This is a genomic window from Gelidibacter sp., assembly GCF_035515035.1.
Lineage (GTDB): Bacteria > Bacteroidota > Bacteroidia > Flavobacteriales > Flavobacteriaceae > Gelidibacter.
On record NZ_DATJCA010000096.1, the window covers coordinates 1 to 15208 of the forward strand.

General features: G+C 36.9%; 14 protein-coding genes and 1 pseudogene. 8 read left to right on the forward strand and 7 right to left on the reverse strand.

The features are described from left to right. The 3 genes from VLZ86_RS07575 to VLZ86_RS07585 form a co-directional block, all read right to left on the reverse strand. On the reverse strand, nt 1–741 hold a 741-nt coding region (locus tag VLZ86_RS07575), incomplete at its 3' end, for a DEAD/DEAH box helicase (RefSeq protein WP_325450024.1). A gap of 354 nt (nt 742–1095) precedes the next feature. Next, nucleotides 1096–1575: an Hsp20/alpha crystallin family protein gene (locus VLZ86_RS07580; protein WP_325450025.1), complete on the reverse strand. Its 480-nt coding sequence runs from the start codon at nt 1573–1575 to the stop codon at nt 1096–1098. A 708-nt stretch (nt 1576–2283) separates the two neighbouring features. After that, nucleotides 2284–2703: a hypothetical protein gene (locus tag VLZ86_RS07585; protein WP_325450026.1), complete on the reverse strand. Its 420-nt coding sequence runs from the start codon at nt 2701–2703 to the stop codon at nt 2284–2286. Between the two features lie 47 nt (nt 2704–2750). On the opposite strand from VLZ86_RS07585, the gene VLZ86_RS07590 reads away from it, so the two are divergent. Then, nucleotides 2751–4067 (forward strand): dipeptidase, encoded by a 1317-nt coding sequence (locus tag VLZ86_RS07590; protein WP_325450027.1) that lies wholly within the window; start codon nt 2751–2753, stop codon nt 4065–4067. A 69-nt stretch (nt 4068–4136) separates the two neighbouring features. On the opposite strand, the gene VLZ86_RS07595 is transcribed toward VLZ86_RS07590, so the two are convergent. Together VLZ86_RS07595 and VLZ86_RS07600 are read right to left on the reverse strand one after the other, a co-directional pair. Next, nucleotides 4137–4340, reverse strand: a complete 204-nt coding sequence (locus tag VLZ86_RS07595) for a putative signal transducing protein (RefSeq protein ID WP_325450028.1) — start codon at nt 4338–4340, stop codon at nt 4137–4139. Between the two features lie 213 nt (nt 4341–4553). After that, nucleotides 4554–6554: a dehydrogenase E1 component subunit alpha/beta gene (locus tag VLZ86_RS07600; protein WP_325450029.1), complete on the reverse strand. Its 2001-nt coding sequence runs from the start codon at nt 6552–6554 to the stop codon at nt 4554–4556. A gap of 149 nt (nt 6555–6703) precedes the next feature. On the opposite strand from VLZ86_RS07600, the gene VLZ86_RS07605 reads away from it, so the two are divergent. The 5 genes from VLZ86_RS07605 (at nt 6704) to VLZ86_RS07625 (ending at nt 10841) form a co-directional block, all read left to right on the forward strand. Continuing rightward, nucleotides 6704–7654, forward strand: coding sequence for an isopenicillin N synthase family dioxygenase (locus VLZ86_RS07605; RefSeq protein WP_325450030.1), 951 nt, complete (start codon nt 6704–6706; stop codon nt 7652–7654). Nucleotides 7655–7771: 117 nt separating this feature from the next. Beyond that, nucleotides 7772–8095, forward strand: coding sequence for a translation initiation factor (locus VLZ86_RS07610; protein ID WP_325450031.1), 324 nt, complete (start codon nt 7772–7774; stop codon nt 8093–8095). Beyond that, on the forward strand, nt 8095–9024 hold the full coding sequence (locus VLZ86_RS07615; RefSeq protein ID WP_325450032.1) for a DUF1835 domain-containing protein: 930 nt from the start codon (nt 8095–8097) through the stop codon (nt 9022–9024). Before VLZ86_RS07610 ends, VLZ86_RS07615 begins: the two co-directional genes overlap by 1 nt. After that, nucleotides 9024–9893, forward strand: coding sequence for a nucleoside phosphorylase (locus VLZ86_RS07620; RefSeq protein ID WP_325450033.1), 870 nt, complete (start codon nt 9024–9026; stop codon nt 9891–9893). Before VLZ86_RS07615 ends, VLZ86_RS07620 begins: the two co-directional genes overlap by 1 nt. 93 nt (nt 9894–9986) lie before the next feature. Further along, the gene (locus tag VLZ86_RS07625) at nt 9987–10841 is read left to right on the forward strand and encodes a substrate-binding domain-containing protein (protein WP_325450034.1); all 855 of its coding nucleotides are present in this window, start codon (nt 9987–9989) and stop codon (nt 10839–10841) included. A gap of 250 nt (nt 10842–11091) precedes the next feature. Here VLZ86_RS07625 and VLZ86_RS07630 read toward each other — a convergent pair whose 3' ends face one another. Next, nucleotides 11092–11757: a uracil-DNA glycosylase gene (locus tag VLZ86_RS07630; RefSeq protein WP_325450035.1), complete on the reverse strand. Its 666-nt coding sequence runs from the start codon at nt 11755–11757 to the stop codon at nt 11092–11094. A 115-nt stretch (nt 11758–11872) separates the two neighbouring features. Between VLZ86_RS07630 and VLZ86_RS07635 the strand changes: the two genes are divergently transcribed. After that, nucleotides 11873–14038 carry an endonuclease MutS2 gene (locus VLZ86_RS07635; RefSeq protein WP_325450037.1) on the forward strand — a complete coding sequence of 722 codons (2166 nt, stop codon included), beginning with the start codon at nt 11873–11875 and terminating at the stop codon, nt 14036–14038. Between the two features lie 61 nt (nt 14039–14099). Continuing rightward, complete coding sequence (locus VLZ86_RS07640; RefSeq protein ID WP_325450036.1) at nt 14100–14516, forward strand: thiol-disulfide oxidoreductase DCC family protein; 417 nt, start codon at nt 14100–14102, stop codon at nt 14514–14516. A gap of 359 nt (nt 14517–14875) precedes the next feature. Here the strand turns inward: VLZ86_RS07640 and VLZ86_RS07645 are convergent. Further along, nucleotides 14876–15208: pseudogene (locus tag VLZ86_RS07645) on the reverse strand (glutathione synthase); the annotation flags it as partial.

Genomic DNA, 15208 nt, shown 5'->3' on the forward strand with positions numbered 1-15208 from the left:
TTTGGATAGTTCTTCGTAAGCAAAAATAAGTTTGCTCAACATATAGGAATTCGTGTAGAGCGTTTCTGAAGATTTGACTGTATAATCCCCGTTGATGCCTATCTTCAATGTGTTTAATTCCACATCAAAGTTATATAATTCGGCATTTGCCAAAAATCCGTTTTTTATCAAAGTTGAAATATCATCACCAACAATCAATTTTTGGTAATTATCTTTCATTGGTAATTTGATATTGGAACTTAGCGGCGTTGCGGTGACCCCAAGAATAAAACAGTTTTCAAAAAATTTAAACAGTTTTCTGAATGAATTGTAATGGGCCTCATCAATAATGACCAATCCAATATCTTCCAATCGTAATTTTTTATCATTGAGACGGTTGTTTAAGGTCTCAACCATGGCCACGAAACATTTATATTGGTCCTGATCAGGAAGCTCCTTGACATGACTGTTGATGACTTTATTTTCGACATCAAAATTAGTCAGCATTTTAGAGGTTTGTTTACACAGCTCAATACGATGTGTGAGGATGACCACCTTCTTATTGTGGTCTTTGATATAGCGTCTTACAATCTCAGAAAAAATTACAGTCTTCCCTCCTCCCGTTGGCAGTTGGTACAACAAATTAAAATTATCTGGAGCAGAATCCATGACCTCAAAAATCTTGTTCAAATCAGAAAGCTGATAATCATAAAGATCTTTTTTGGTTTCAGGTTTGTTAAGGTGCTCTAAAGTTTCGGACATAAAAGTTGGGGTTCAAAAAAATTTTCACAAATTTAAGGCTTTATAAGAGTTATTTGTGGTTATTGTTGAAAAGAATTAACAATTATTGCGATTCTAATTCATGATTATCTGATAGTTATATAACCACAGGTGTTGTGACAAATTCCCACAAGATAAGGCCATGAACTCTTCAGCGGGAAAAACCTCTCAATTTGAGAGTTATTTTAATAGGAAAGTGTGTCAATATTTAGGTTACCAATCAGAGAGTTGGATATTTGAGACTCATTCTCTGACCATTGTCTGAGATAAATACATAAAAAAGCCGTTTCAATTAATGTTGACACGGCTTTTTTAAAATTCCTAGAATCTAGTTTCTTAAGAAATGGTAATTCGCTTAGCAGGCTTTTCTTTGGCCTCTTCTTTTTTCGGTAGATGTACCGTTAGAATACCATCTTGGTACTTGGCACTAATTTTATCAGACTCAATAGTCTCTGGTAAGGTAAAGGTTCTTTTGAACGACGAATAGCCAAATTCGCGTCTTGTGTAATTTTCCTCTTTGTGTTCTTTCTCTTCTTTGGTTTCTGAAGAAATGGAAAGGATCTTATTATCGACATCAATATTGAAATCTGATTTTTTCATTCCAGGAACAGCAATTTCCAAATTGAATTCATCGGCATTCTCTTTAATATTTACCGCCGGAAGTGTCATTCCCGTATTAAAATTGGAAAGAAAACCGGTTCCCATTCCACTTTCAAACAAATTGTCAACCCAAGATGAAAAACTTGGTAAAGAAGAAGATTCTCTTCTAGTAGAAACGTTGTTGCCATTTCTTGGCATTGTTACTAATGTACTCATTGTTATTCAAATTTTATAAGTTAAACTTTTATTTGATAGCTATACTACAAAATCAATACCACTTGCGAATATGCTACTATTGACTGACATTTCACATCAAAAAACGACATTTTGGCACCTTTAAACCCTTGTAAACTACCATTTTGACAGTTTAAAGATGAAATCAACTAATTTGTATAGCATAGTACTGTAACAAATTATTTGTTGTGTCGTCTTTAAGGTATAATCATTAATTAAATATAGAAATCATGAGAACATTAAACAGTAATCAATCCACAGGAACCTTTCAGAACTCAAAAACGTCTACTTGGAACACTAAGCGCCGTTTTAAAAATTAAATCCATTTCAATTTCATCAATCTTCCACAGCTAAATAGTGGCTCTTAAACTTTGTACAATGAAAACTTTATCCAAAATAATCGATTCTTCCTGGACTCAAAATGACGATTTGGAGACGACGAGAGCTCAATCTTCATTCATTCCGCTGGCGTCTTAATCAAACGCCAGCATTTTTGTGTGCCCTCAGTGAGTAAAAGGTTCTATAACAGCTATTACCTTTTTATTAGTGATTTTAGTAGTGAGCCACCTGTGATATGCAATTTCCAAATGTCCACTTAAATTTGGTTGCCAACTTTTTTATTAGAACTTCATTGAAATATTGCAAAAAACACACGCTTGTCTATACGCATGGCAAGATCAATTCAAATGGTCAATGGATTACGGGCAATCTAAAGTCGACACACACCTTTCTCCTCCCCCACGCTCTTGCCGCCTCAATATCTTCTCCCATATAAATGTCAATATGGTTACGCCATTTACGGTGCATTTTATCTTTTACCAAATAAACACCGTCAAAACCTTCAATAACGACAGGCGTGTTATGTTTTAAACCTTTACGCAACAAATCTCGAGATACGGCAATATATTTCATGCCTGGTTTTAAAGTGTCGCCAAATGCAGTTATATTAGGGTTTCCACTTGTTTGCCTAACAGTAGAATTGTAAGCTGACGCCGTTACCACAACAGAATCCCAAACATATTCAGACGCCTCCTTTTGTTCTTCAGAACAACTCATGGCTAAGAGGATCAAAAATAGAAATGGGATTCGCATAAAATAAATATACAACATAAATACAATTTTGTAACTTGGGGCTTTTAAAATTTAAAAAACCACCGATGAAAAAAACAATTCTTTCCCTAAGTCTCCTTGCTCTTTTAACGAGCTGCAAAAACGACAAGAAACAAATGGTCGTAACTGATGATCCAGCACAAGACTCCATTGCGCTTATAGAACGCGCAAAAGCCATACATGAACGTGTCATAACACTTGACACGCATTGTGACATCGACGTCAAAAACTTCACCGATGAGGTCAACTACACCCAAGACCTTAATTCTCAGGTCACTTTGCCAAAAATGAATGAAGGCGGATTGGACGTGGCTTGGTTTATTGTTTATACCGGCCAAGATGAACTTACAGATAAAGGTTTTAAGAAAGCTTATAATAATGCAATGGATAAATATAATGCCATCCATAAATTGGTAGATGACATTGCGCCCAATCAAATTGAGTTGGCATTAACTTCAGACGATGTGCGACGCATTGTAAAATCGGGTAAAAAAGTAGCCATGATCGGTATTGAAAATGGCTACCCAATTGGAAAAGACATCTCTAACGTTCAGAAATTCTATGATTTAGGCGGCCGCTATATGTCTTTGGCCCATAATGGTCATAGCCAATTGAGTGATAGTAATACTGGCGAAGCGGATTCCATTTGGTTGCATAATGGATTGAGTGATTTAGGTAAAAAGGTGATCAAAGAAATGAATCGATTAGGGATGATGGTCGATGTGTCACATCCAAGTAAGGAAGCCATGAGAGATATGATTGAACTGACTGAAGCACCAATCATCGCCTCTCACTCTTCAGCCAGAGCGTTGTGCGACCATAGTCGGAATTTAGATGATGAACAATTGGAATGGTTAAAAAAGAATAATGGCGTAGCACAAGCGGTTGCATTTCCAGCGTACCTAAATACTGAAAAATCTGAGAAACGCGCTGCTTTCAAAAAAGAAGTTGCTTTGACCGTCATGGATTCCATGAATGTTGCTTACTTGGACTGGGACGCGGTTAAGGAACTGAAAGCAGATGAACGTGAGGCTTATTTTGAAGTTTTACAAAAAGTGAATCCTATAGTAGAAGCTAAAATGAAAACCATGAAAAACGTTCCAGAAGCTGTGAATGTTTCAGATTTTGTAGATCATATTGATTATATGGTGAATAAAATTGGGATCGAACATGTTGGGATTAGTAGTGACTTTGATGGCGGCGGAGGCATTGAAGGCTGGAATGATGCTTCAGAAACCTTCAACGTCACTTTAGAGCTTGTAAAACGTGGTTATACTGAAGAGCAGATTGGCTTGCTTTGGAGCGGGAATTTACTAAGAGTATTGGATGATGTTCAAGCTGTGGCAAAAAGGTTACAGAGTTAATTTTGATCAATAAAAAATTAAAAAAGTCCGCATTTAGCGGACTTTTTGCTTTCTAAAAAAAACGAAAATTTAATCTTTTACTCGTTCTATAAGTTGAAGCGATTTTTCAGAATCTGCTTCAGAAACAAAAATTTGAATCTCTCCAAAGATTCCTGCATAAGAAGAATCCATTTTATTGACCTCCTGAAACTCTATACCTTCATTTTCCAGTATGTTTTTAATTTCCATGGCCCTAACTTGGGAAGTGCCTGAATATATTTTGATGTCGCTCATAATCATTGGTTTTTAAAATTGACGTTATCTCTGTAAGTTAGTCAAAAAAAATAATATTAAGAAGATAAAACGACCTCAAACGTACGTTTCTTTAATCCATACCAATTTTAGAGAACAACCAATGGAGTAAAACGCCCACAGTGCCTTTATGTATACGATTATAAAATCTGCAAGGTACATTTGTGACCGCTACGCCTATCAGAACATGGAAAACTAATATTCCAAAAGCGCTCTTAATGCCGATTCAAACCTTCCTTTCGCCAAATACTGATCTTCCAATTGGTTGATAAATGGGATAGGTGTTTCCATACTTGCCACCCTTTTGACTGGTGCGTCCAAATATTCAAAACAATTTTCCATAATCAAGGCACTCAAATCGCTGGCAATTCCACCGAACAACGAATCCTCCTGAAGAATGATGGCGCGTCCAGTTTTCTTAACCGACTTGTAAATGGCCTCGGTATCTAAAGGTTGCAAGGTTCTTAAATCGATGAGATCAGCAGAAACATCTTTGTTGTTTTCCAAAGTGTCCAAAGCCCAATGCACCCCAGCACCATAAGTTATAATCGTAATAGCCTCACCTTCTTTTAAGAGTGATGCTTTTCCAAAAGGAATAGTGAAATAATCTGTTGGAACATCTTGCCTGATGCTTCTATATAGAGCTTTATGCTCAAAATACATTACCGGATTTGGATCATTGATCGCGGTTGCCAACAAACCTTTGGCGTCATAAGGAAAGGCCGGATAAACTACTTTTAATCCCGGGGTTTTTGTAAACCAAGCTTCGTTGGTCTGCGAATGGAAAGGTCCCGCCGCTACCCCTGCACCGCAAGGCATCCTGATCACCACATCGGCTTTTTCATTCCAACGGTAATGTGATTTCGCCAAATAGTTGACAATCGGATTAAACCCTGAACTCACAAAATCGGCAAATTGCATTTCCACTACAGCTTTCATACCTGCAATGGAAAGCCCCATTGCGGTTTCCACAATGGCCGATTCACAAATTGGTGTATTTCGCACACGTTCATTTCCAAACTCTTCCACAAAGCCTTCTGTTATTTTGAAGACGCCACCATATTCGGCAATATCCTGCCCCATGATAACGAGGTCTCTATGCCGCTGCATACTCTGTCTTAATCCTTGGGAGATGGCATCAATAAATCGAATGTTTTCTGGTTCTGATTTCGGCACAATGTGTTGATATTCAAAAGGTTTATAGACATCACCTAATTCGACACTTTTATCTGGAACTATCGCTTCTTCTGCGCCGGCAACTTGTAAGGCCTCGTCAATTTCGGCTTTGAAAGCTTGACGTAACTCTTCGTCTTTAGCGGCAGTAAGTACCCCTAAGTTAAGAAGGTAGTTTCTATAATTTGTAATTGGATCTTTAATTTCCCATTCTTCCATTAATTCATTAGGCACATATTTAGTACCACTTGCTTCCTCGTGGCCACGCATTCTAAAGGTCTTAAATTCAATTAAAATAGGACGTGGCCGTTTGCGTATGCTTTCGGCAAGTTTCAACACTTTCCCATAGACCTCAAGAATATTGTTGCCATCAAAAATAAAAGAATCAATGCCGTAGCCCTTACCTCTATCGGCTAAATCCTTGCAGTAATATTGCTCTGAAGTTGGTGTTGATAAGCCATAGCCATTATTTTCGATGCAAAAAATGACCGGTAATTGCCAAACAGCAGCCACGTTTAAAGCTTCGTGGAAATCGCCTTCGCTTGTCCCACCTTCTCCTGTAAAAACGGCCGTAACCTGGCCTTTATTTTTCAGCTTACTAGCTAATGCGATCCCATCAGCCACGCCCAATTGCGGACCTAAATGGGAAATCATCCCAACAATATGATAATCTTGGGTTCCAAAGTGGAAGGAGCGATCTCGCCCTTTTGTAAACCCATTGGCTTTTCCTTGCCATTGACTAAATAATCGGTGCAATGGAATATCGCGCGTTGTAAAAACGCCCAAGTTGCGATGCATTGGCAAGATGTATTCGTTGGTTTGCAACGCCATTGTCACACCAACAGAAATGGCTTCTTGCCCAATGCCAGAAAACCATTTGGAAACTTTGCCTTGACGTATGAGAATGAGCATCTTCTCTTCAATCAATCTTGGCTTCAACATGTTCTTATAGAGTTGAAGAAGAATCCTATCATCAAGATTTTTCTTATCGTAATTTATATGGCTCTTAGCAGATGTCAACATAAGGTTCAAGTTTTAAAGTTCAAATGTAAATAAAAATAGAGAGATTGACTCTAAACCCCCAATCTTTTAGCGTAATAAAGCAACTACATTTAGCAGTATTTTCGTTACTTTTGTAATAAAGGCAATTAAATCTAATAACTTATATAATTATGAATGTGATACCAAGTGTTAATCTTCAGGATTTTGTTTCTGGTGATCCTGTTAGAAAGCAAAAATTCATTGATGAAATAGGCAAAGCTTATGAAGAAATTGGATTTGTAGCTCTCAAAGGCCATTTCTTAGATGATAAATTAGTAGATGATCTTTATGGCGAAGTCAAGAATTTCTTTTCGTTACCTCTAGAAACCAAACGAAAATATGAAATTCCAGGTATTGCGGGCCAGCGTGGTTATGTGTCTTTTGGAAAAGAAAGTGCAAAAGGGCAAAAACAAGGCGATTTGAAAGAGTTTTGGCATTTTGGACAATATGTAGAAGATGATCCTGTCCGAGCCAAAGAGTATCCGGAAAACGTTATCGTTACAGAATTGCCAAGATTCAACGAGGTAGGAAAGGAAGCCTACGCTATGCTTGAAAAAACAGCAAAATATGTGCTTAGGGCCTTGGCACTTCATTTAGGTTTAGAAGAAACTTATTTTGATAACTACATTCATAATGGTAATTCTATTTTAAGGCCTATCCATTATCCACCAATTCAGGAAGAGCCTAAAGAGGCTGTTCGTGCAGCGGCCCATGGCGACATTAATTTGATTACTCTGTTAATGGGGGCTCAAGGCCGCGGGTTGCAAGTCCAAAATCATAAAGGCGAATGGCTTGATGCCATTGCAGCACCCGATGAATTGATGATCAATGTTGGTGACATGCTCTCCAGACACACCAATAACAAATTAAAATCAACAATTCACCGTGTCGTTAATCCACCAAAAGAACAATGGGGGACCTCACGTTATTCCATTCCGTTTTTTATGCATCCCATAAGTGAGATGAAGTTGGACGTTTTAGAAAGTTGTGTTGATGAGGACAATCCAAAACAATTTGAGAATATTACTGCTGGCGAGTTTTTACATGAGCGTTTAATAGAATTAGGATTGATTAAGAACTAATCCGCAGTTGGCAGTTTCAGTTGGAATTTACGCTAACTGTGACTGAATTCTGATTTATAAATACTGCTTGCCTGTCCGTAGCATTTGCGGACACGGGAAGACTGAAGACTAAAAAAAATGGATTTACAAGACCAGCTCAAAAAATTGTTCCCAGAACACACCCCAGAAGAAACACCAGAAGTTGCATCCTCTAATATTTGGTTGCAGGAGGATCCTATTATTTGTAAATACGAAAAGCGAAAAGGTAAACCTATCACCATTATTGAAGGTTATACGGGCGCTACCGAAGATTTTAAGATTTTGGTAAAGGAACTCAAAACAAAATTGAGTGTGGGCGGGAGCTTTAAAGACGATAAAATTATTATCCAAGGTGATTATAGAGTTAAAATTATGGAAATCTTAAAAGAAAAAGGATTTACAGTAAAACGTGTGGGAGGCTAATGGGATTCGGAGTTTTACACATAACCAACGGCATTAATCTGACCGATTATTTAAACGAACTGAAGATTGAAGGCGATTTTTTGACCTGGCAAGAAATGCTTTGTGAAGGTCCAACATCAGAAGAGATTGAAACTGAAGAGTTTTTTAATCTAAGGAAGGAGTTCTTATTGGATTTTTATGATATCGAAATCGTAGAAGCTGAGCTTCTAAGTGAATTGGACGTTTTAAACCATACAGATCAGTTTGAAGAAATTGTATTATGGTTTGAATACGATTTGTTCTGCCATATCAATTTAATGGCGATTATCAACCTTTTGAAACAAAAGAAAATTGAAGTCCCACTCTATTTAGTTTGCAGCGGCCGCGTAAAAGGAGAGAAAGATCTAAAAGCTTTGGCAGACCTAAATCCTGACCAACTCCGCAACGAATATGAAAATAAAATTAAGCTTTCCGAGGAGGATGTAGAATTGATGAGTTCTTTATGGCGGATTTATTGTGGTAAGGATCACAATCTCTTTAAACCATTTATTGTTCAGAAATCGTCCTTTCCGTATTTGAGCAATTGCCTTAAGGCACATTTAGAACGATTTCCTGATTCCAAAACAGGGCTTTCAACATTAGAAACACATACGCTAAACATGATTTTGGATCAAAAAATAACATCAAAACGACATTTGTTGGGATACATCCTCAATTTTCAAGGCTATTATGGATTTTCAGATCTTCAGATTGAAAGAATGATTAACCGACTTGAATTATTCTATACTGTGGAAGAAAACCAAATGGTTCTCAACCGAAAAGGGCATGATGCTCTAGACCAAAAACGTAACTTCTCATCAGAGTTGGGATCCAAGATGATTTTTGGAGGCGTCAAAAAAATTGATTTTCAGTTCAGTAAAATTGAAAATAAACTCATAAAATCAAACTAATGTCCATAAAAGCTTCAGAACTCATTCTCAATCCAGATGGCAGCGTCTACCATCTTAATTTAAGACCAGAACATCTTGCCTCAACAATTATTACTGTTGGTGATCCTGACCGGGTGGACAGTGTGACCCAACATTTTGACAGCATTGAGTTTCAAACAAAAAAAAGAGAATTTCACACACAAACTGGGACTTATAAAGGTAAACGGATCACAGTTATATCGACAGGGATAGGCACCGACAATATTGATATTGTATTCAATGAATTGGATGCTCTGGTCAATATCGATTTAGAAAAACGAGAAATCAAAGACCAACTTACCTCTTTGGAGATCATCAGGATAGGAACTTCAGGCTCCATTCAAAAGGAAATTCCATTAGATTCTTTTCTGATAAGTGATTACGCCGCAGGGTTTGATAGTTTGTTGCATTTTTATAAAAGTGAACACATCCAATATCACAAGATTTCTGAAGCCTTAGTAAAACATACCAATTGGAGTCCGTTAAAATCAAGACCCTATATTGTAAGATGTAATGAGACATTGTTCAATAAATTTAGCTCCGACAATACTGTACGAGGTTTTACTGCCACCAATGTCGGTTTTTATGGGCCTCAAGGTCGTGTTTTAAGGCTTCCTTTACAGGATGATGACCTTAATGATAAATTGGCTAGTTTTGATTATAATGACATGCCTATTACCAATTTAGAAATGGAAACTGCAGGAATTTACGGCATATCAGCCCTTTTGGGGCACAAAGCCTTATCCATCAATGCCATTATTGCCAATAGGGCAACTGGCGAATTTAGCAAGGATCCAGCAGCCTTAGTTAATAATTTAATAGAATATACCTTAGGAAAACTTGTAGAATAGTTTTAATATAATCCAAAGAATCAATAATAATTTAAACAAACAACTTCCACCCCAATACTTTTGGTATTGTGGGCTAAATAAATAAGAGATTCAATGACGACAGTAAAAATTGGTGGTGTACCTGAACATTTTAACCTTGCTTGGTATTTAACCTTAAAAAATGGCGAATATAAGGAGGAGAATATTAATCTGCGTTGGGAAGATTACCCTGGAGGCACCGGCGCCATGAGCGAAGCGCTTAGGACTGGAGCTATTGATATGGCCGTAATTTTGACTGAGGGAATTGTTAAGGATATCGCCGAAGGAAACCCAAGCAAAATAGTCCAGGTCTTTGTAGAAACGCCACTTATTTGGGGAATTCATGTTGCAGAAGGATCGGACTTTAAATCTATTGACGACTTAAAAGGAAAGCGTTGTGCGATAAGTCGATACGGTTCGGGGTCACACCTCATGGCGTATATCAATGCTGAAAACCATGGGTGGGATTTAGATACGGATCTTAAATTTGAGGTCATACAAGATTTAGATGGTGCCGTTAAAGCTTTGAGTAATGGGGATGCTGATTATTTTATGTGGGAAAAATTTATGACCAAACCCATTGTAGATTCAGGTGTTTTTAGACGTATTGGCAATTGTCCAACACCATGGCCGTGTTTTGTTATTGCAGTAAGAAATGAGTTTTTAGAAGCCAATGAAAATAACGTTAAGATCATTTTGGAAATTATCAATAACACGACCGTCGATTTTAAGGACATTCCAAGTATTGACAGAATGATTGCCAATCGCTATGAATTGCAGTTGGAAGACGTTCAGGAATGGCTTACGCTAACAGAATGGTCGCAAAGTAATTTGGATGAAACTACAGTAAAAAAAGTGCAAGAAAAACTCATAAAGCTTGATATTCTTAAGAAACCAAAACCTTACCGAGATATTGTAAAAAACATATGATATTCGATTCAGCTATTTTAACATTGTTTTAAGTTTTTGAGGATTAGCGAGGATTTTATTCTGAAATTAGTTACATTTGTAGTCCAAATCGTCATTATTTCATGACATAATTTAGCAATAACGATTATGATCATTATTCTCATCCTTGCCGCTTTAGTAGTTTTAAATTTTATTCTGCTTAAATTCAGTTGTAATAAAACTAGCAAAAAGGAAGTTATCGAAGTGAAATCTATTAAGGATTCGACGGTTGTTACCAGTCAATTGGAGACGCACCAATTTGCTCCAACTGGGAGTTAACTTGACTAAAGCATTTATTTCCAAACCAATAACCTCTATTTGCGCTTAATGGCGATGGATGTCCTGAGGTGATAATGGTATGTTTGGAAGTATCTATCAATTTAGCTTTTTTCTTGGCGAAACCTCCCCAAAGTAAAAAAATCACGTTTCTTTTTTGTTCGCTTATTGTTCTAATAACCTGATCTGTAAAAATTTCCCAACCTTGTTTTTGGTGACTGCCTGCTGCTCCTGCCCTTACGGTTAAGGTCGCATTAAGCAACAGAACACCTTGTTTTGCCCAGGGTTCTAAATTTCCTGAGCTAGGATACGGTTTACCTAAATCATTTTCTAATTCTTTAAAAATATTTCTTAATGAAGGTGGATGCGCAATTCCATCGTTTACTGAAAAGCACAAACCGTTGGCCTGCCCGACACCATGATAGGGATCCTGACCAATAATAACAATCTTAACGTCATCATATGTACACCAATTAAAAGCACTGTATATGTTTTCTGTTTTGGGGTAACAGATTTGGGTTGCGTACTCTTGGCGGACAAATGTCATTAAATCTTTGAAGTAAGGTTTCTGAAACTCTGATTGCAATTGCTTTTCCCAACTGGAATGAATATGGATGTCCATGATTATTATTCTGTTTCCGATAAAAATAAGACGATTTTCGGGATGTGATAAATTTAGTCTCCCAAAACTTTAAATTTCCTTAAATTTGAACTCAATTAAAGATGCCTTACAAAGAATGCATATTCAAGATAAAACCTTAAAAGATATTGAATTTTATACCGTCCTAAACCAGATGGCTGAACACTGTTTGACACATTTGGGGACTGAAAGGGCCTTAAAGATTATTCCATTCAGCAAAAAGGAAGAAGTAGTGGACGCTTTACTGCTGACCAACGATTATTTGGCATCTTTTGAAAACGACAATCGCATCCCAAATCACGGATTCGAGCCCATTACTAAAGAAATTCAATTCCTGAAAATCGAAAATTCATTTTTGGAAACGAGCAGTTTTAAAAAAATTAAAGCCATTTCCATTTCGTGCAATGAAATTATCAGTTTTCTGAAAAAATTTAAGGAATACTATCCTAATCTTTATGAGTTCGCTTCAGCAATCCCGATTACAAATGAATTGATTCATGAAATAGATGCAATCATCGATCGGTTTGGTGATGTTAAGGATAACGCGTCAGAAGAACTTTTTAATCTCAGGCAAGACATCAATAACATCAGGGGCAAGATCAACCAGAGTTTTATGTCGGCGTTGAATTCATACAGTGCCCTGGATTATTTGGATGATATTAGGGAATCTGTGGTTGAAAACAAACGTGTTCTGGCAGTCAAAGCCATGTATCGACGCAAAGTAAAAGGCGCCATTTTGGGAGGGAGTAAAACAGGAAGCATTGTTTACATAGAACCTGAAGCAACCTTTAGATATACTCGAGAACTCAATAATTTAGTATTTGAAGAAACAGAAGAAGTCAATAGGATTCTAAAACAGCTCACTAATTTTACGCGACCATTTCGTGAATTGCTAAAAGATTATCAGCAATTCTTGACTGAGGTGGATGTCATTTATGCAAAAGCCAAATATGCACAATCCATCAATGCTATTTTACCGGAAATTACTGAAAACAAAGACTATGTTTTGAGAGATGCCATCCATCCGTTACTATATATTTCCAATCAAAAGAAAAACATAAAAACCTTTCCGCAGTCGATTGAATTGCATCCTGAAAACAGGATCATTGTAATTTCGGGACCTAATGCTGGTGGAAAAAGTATCACTTTAAAAACAGTGGGACTATTACAAGTGATGCTGCAAAGCGGACTTTTGATTCCTGTTCATGAACGGAGTAAAATCTGTTTATTCGATCGAATATTAACCGATATCGGTGATAATCAATCGATAGAAAACCATTTAAGCACATATAGTTACCGATTGAAGCAGATGAATTATTTCTTAAAGAAGTGTAATGCAAATACACTTTTCCTAATTGACGAATTTGGAACAGGAAGTGATCCGGAATTGGGAGGTGCCTTGGCCGAAACCTTTCTGGAAGAATTTTATCATAGAGAAGCTTACGGAATTATCACTACCCACTACTCCAACCTCAAAGTTTTGGCCAACGAGTTGCCTTTTATGCAAAATGCCAATATGATGTTTGATGAGAAAAGCCTGGAACCGATGTTTAAGCTTGCATTGGGCCAAGCGGGAAGTTCCTTTACCTTTGAAGTGGCTCAAAAAAATGGGATTCCCTATAGTTTGATCAATCGCGCAAAAAAGAAAATAGAGCGCGGAAAAGTAAGATTTGATGCCACAATTGCTAAACTTCAAAAAGAACGTTCAAAATTAGAAAAAACAGAACGCTCTCTTAAAGTTAATGAACAGAAAAAATTGAGCGAAGCCGAGAAACTGGAAGAAATCAATCAGAAAATACAAAAGAAATTGGAAAGTTATCAGGAGTTATATGATAGCAATCAACGGTTGATTTATTTGGGGCAAAAAATGAATGAACTCGCCGAACGTTATTTTGACAACAACCAAAAGCGTGAACTGATGTCGGAATTGTTCAAAGTGGTGCAAATTGAGAATTCCAAACGCCAGAAAGTTTCAGCTAAAGATAAAAAGGTCCAAAAAGCCAAAGAACAAAAAGTCTTCAAGGAAGCTGAAAAAACAGTGGAAGTCATTCGCCAGAAAAAGAAAGCCGCCAAGAAAAAAGTGGACGTTGCCCCTAAAGCGACACCCATTTTTAAAATTGGCGATCGAGTCAGGCTACAAGACGGAAGAGCCGTCGGGAGCATTGATAAACTTGAAAAAAATAAGGCGGTAATCAATTACGGCATGTTTACGACTAACGTGAGTGTCGAACAATTGGAATTGGTGGAATCAGTTAAGAAATAAGTTAGCAGTGTTCAATAGGCAGTTGGCAGTTGGGCAAAATGTAGTTAAAAACGAAAATATCATGTCCATAGATTTGGAAGAAAATAAAAAATTAATTCTTTTTGACGGGGTATGTAACCTTTGCAATGCTTCGGTGCAATATGTCATCAAAAATGACAAGAAGGACGTGTTTCGGTATGCAGCCCTGCAAAGTGACGTTGGCCAAACCCTTATTAAAAAGTTCAAAATTGACACCGCTAAAACGGACTCCATCCTACTCTATTCTCCTGAAAAAGGAATTGCCTATAAATCGACAGCAGCCTTAAAAATTGCTTCACAACTTGGATTTCCACGGAATCTCATGGGCGTTTTCTTGATTGTTCCAGCCTTTATAAGAAACTGGGTGTATGACTATATTGCAAGAAACCGATATAAATGGTATGGTAAAAAAGAAGAATGTATGATTCCGACCAAAGAGCTGAAATCTAAATTTTTATAACAAAAAAAAGCCCTTTGCAAAAGGGCTTTTTAAATTAACAACTTTTAAATCTAATCGTAAATAATCTAAACCTAAATTTTAAATATTATTGAGGGAATAATAATTGATCAATAGCACATTATTTTGATATCGTAAATTTATATAATGAGCTTTTGATCTCATAAAATAATCGATATAAGCTCAAATTATTTGATTAAATAGTCAATTTTGTCAAAATCATCTACCAATTAGATTTTTAAACGTTTAAAAATAGTGCCTCACACTAAAAACCGGATCCCACTTCGTTAAAAATGGTTGGCCTTAATATCCAATCCTTTAGGTAACAGTTGAATTTAAGGAAGTCCAGATACATCTTTAATTTATAAAGTTGCCAATCTGCTGTTGTACAGATAATCTCCGTACATGCTCTTATAATAAACTTTTCGTTCTATGGATTCAATAACAGGTGTTGCAAAGTCGGCATCGTACATTTGGCCCATTACATTCAAACCTCCTGGGCTAAAGACGTTAATTTCCATCAACTTAGAGCCTACAATATCAATTCCAACCAAAAACATACCGTCCTGAACAAGTTTTGGTCGAACAATATCAGCGAGTTCCATAATCTGATCGGTCATTTTGACTTTTTCAGGTTTTCCACCGGCATGAATATTACTTCTAATATCGCCTGATGCATTCACACGCTGCATTAA

What these genes read in the sequence shown, in the direction of transcription:
- VLZ86_RS07580 (WP_325450025.1), bottom strand. Translation starts at nt 1,575, where the DNA reads ATGAGTACATTAGTAACAATGCCAAGAAATGGCAACAACGTTTCTACT.
- VLZ86_RS07585 (WP_325450026.1), bottom strand. Translation starts at nt 2,703, where the DNA reads ATGTTGTATATTTATTTTATGCGAATCCCATTTCTATTTTTGATCCTC.
- VLZ86_RS07590 (WP_325450027.1), top strand. Translation starts at nt 2,751, where the DNA reads ATGAAAAAAACAATTCTTTCCCTAAGTCTCCTTGCTCTTTTAACGAGC.
- VLZ86_RS07595 (WP_325450028.1), bottom strand. Translation starts at nt 4,340, where the DNA reads ATGAGCGACATCAAAATATATTCAGGCACTTCCCAAGTTAGGGCCATG.
- VLZ86_RS07600 (WP_325450029.1), bottom strand. Translation starts at nt 6,554, where the DNA reads ATGTTGACATCTGCTAAGAGCCATATAAATTACGATAAGAAAAATCTT.
- VLZ86_RS07605 (WP_325450030.1), top strand. Translation starts at nt 6,704, where the DNA reads ATGAATGTGATACCAAGTGTTAATCTTCAGGATTTTGTTTCTGGTGAT.
- VLZ86_RS07610 (WP_325450031.1), top strand. Translation starts at nt 7,772, where the DNA reads ATGGATTTACAAGACCAGCTCAAAAAATTGTTCCCAGAACACACCCCA.
- VLZ86_RS07615 (WP_325450032.1), top strand. Translation starts at nt 8,095, where the DNA reads ATGGGATTCGGAGTTTTACACATAACCAACGGCATTAATCTGACCGAT.
- VLZ86_RS07620 (WP_325450033.1), top strand. Translation starts at nt 9,024, where the DNA reads ATGTCCATAAAAGCTTCAGAACTCATTCTCAATCCAGATGGCAGCGTC.
- VLZ86_RS07625 (WP_325450034.1), top strand. Translation starts at nt 9,987, where the DNA reads ATGACGACAGTAAAAATTGGTGGTGTACCTGAACATTTTAACCTTGCT.
- VLZ86_RS07630 (WP_325450035.1), bottom strand. Translation starts at nt 11,757, where the DNA reads ATGGACATCCATATTCATTCCAGTTGGGAAAAGCAATTGCAATCAGAG.
- VLZ86_RS07635 (WP_325450037.1), top strand. Translation starts at nt 11,873, where the DNA reads ATGCATATTCAAGATAAAACCTTAAAAGATATTGAATTTTATACCGTC.
- VLZ86_RS07640 (WP_325450036.1), top strand. Translation starts at nt 14,100, where the DNA reads ATGTCCATAGATTTGGAAGAAAATAAAAAATTAATTCTTTTTGACGGG.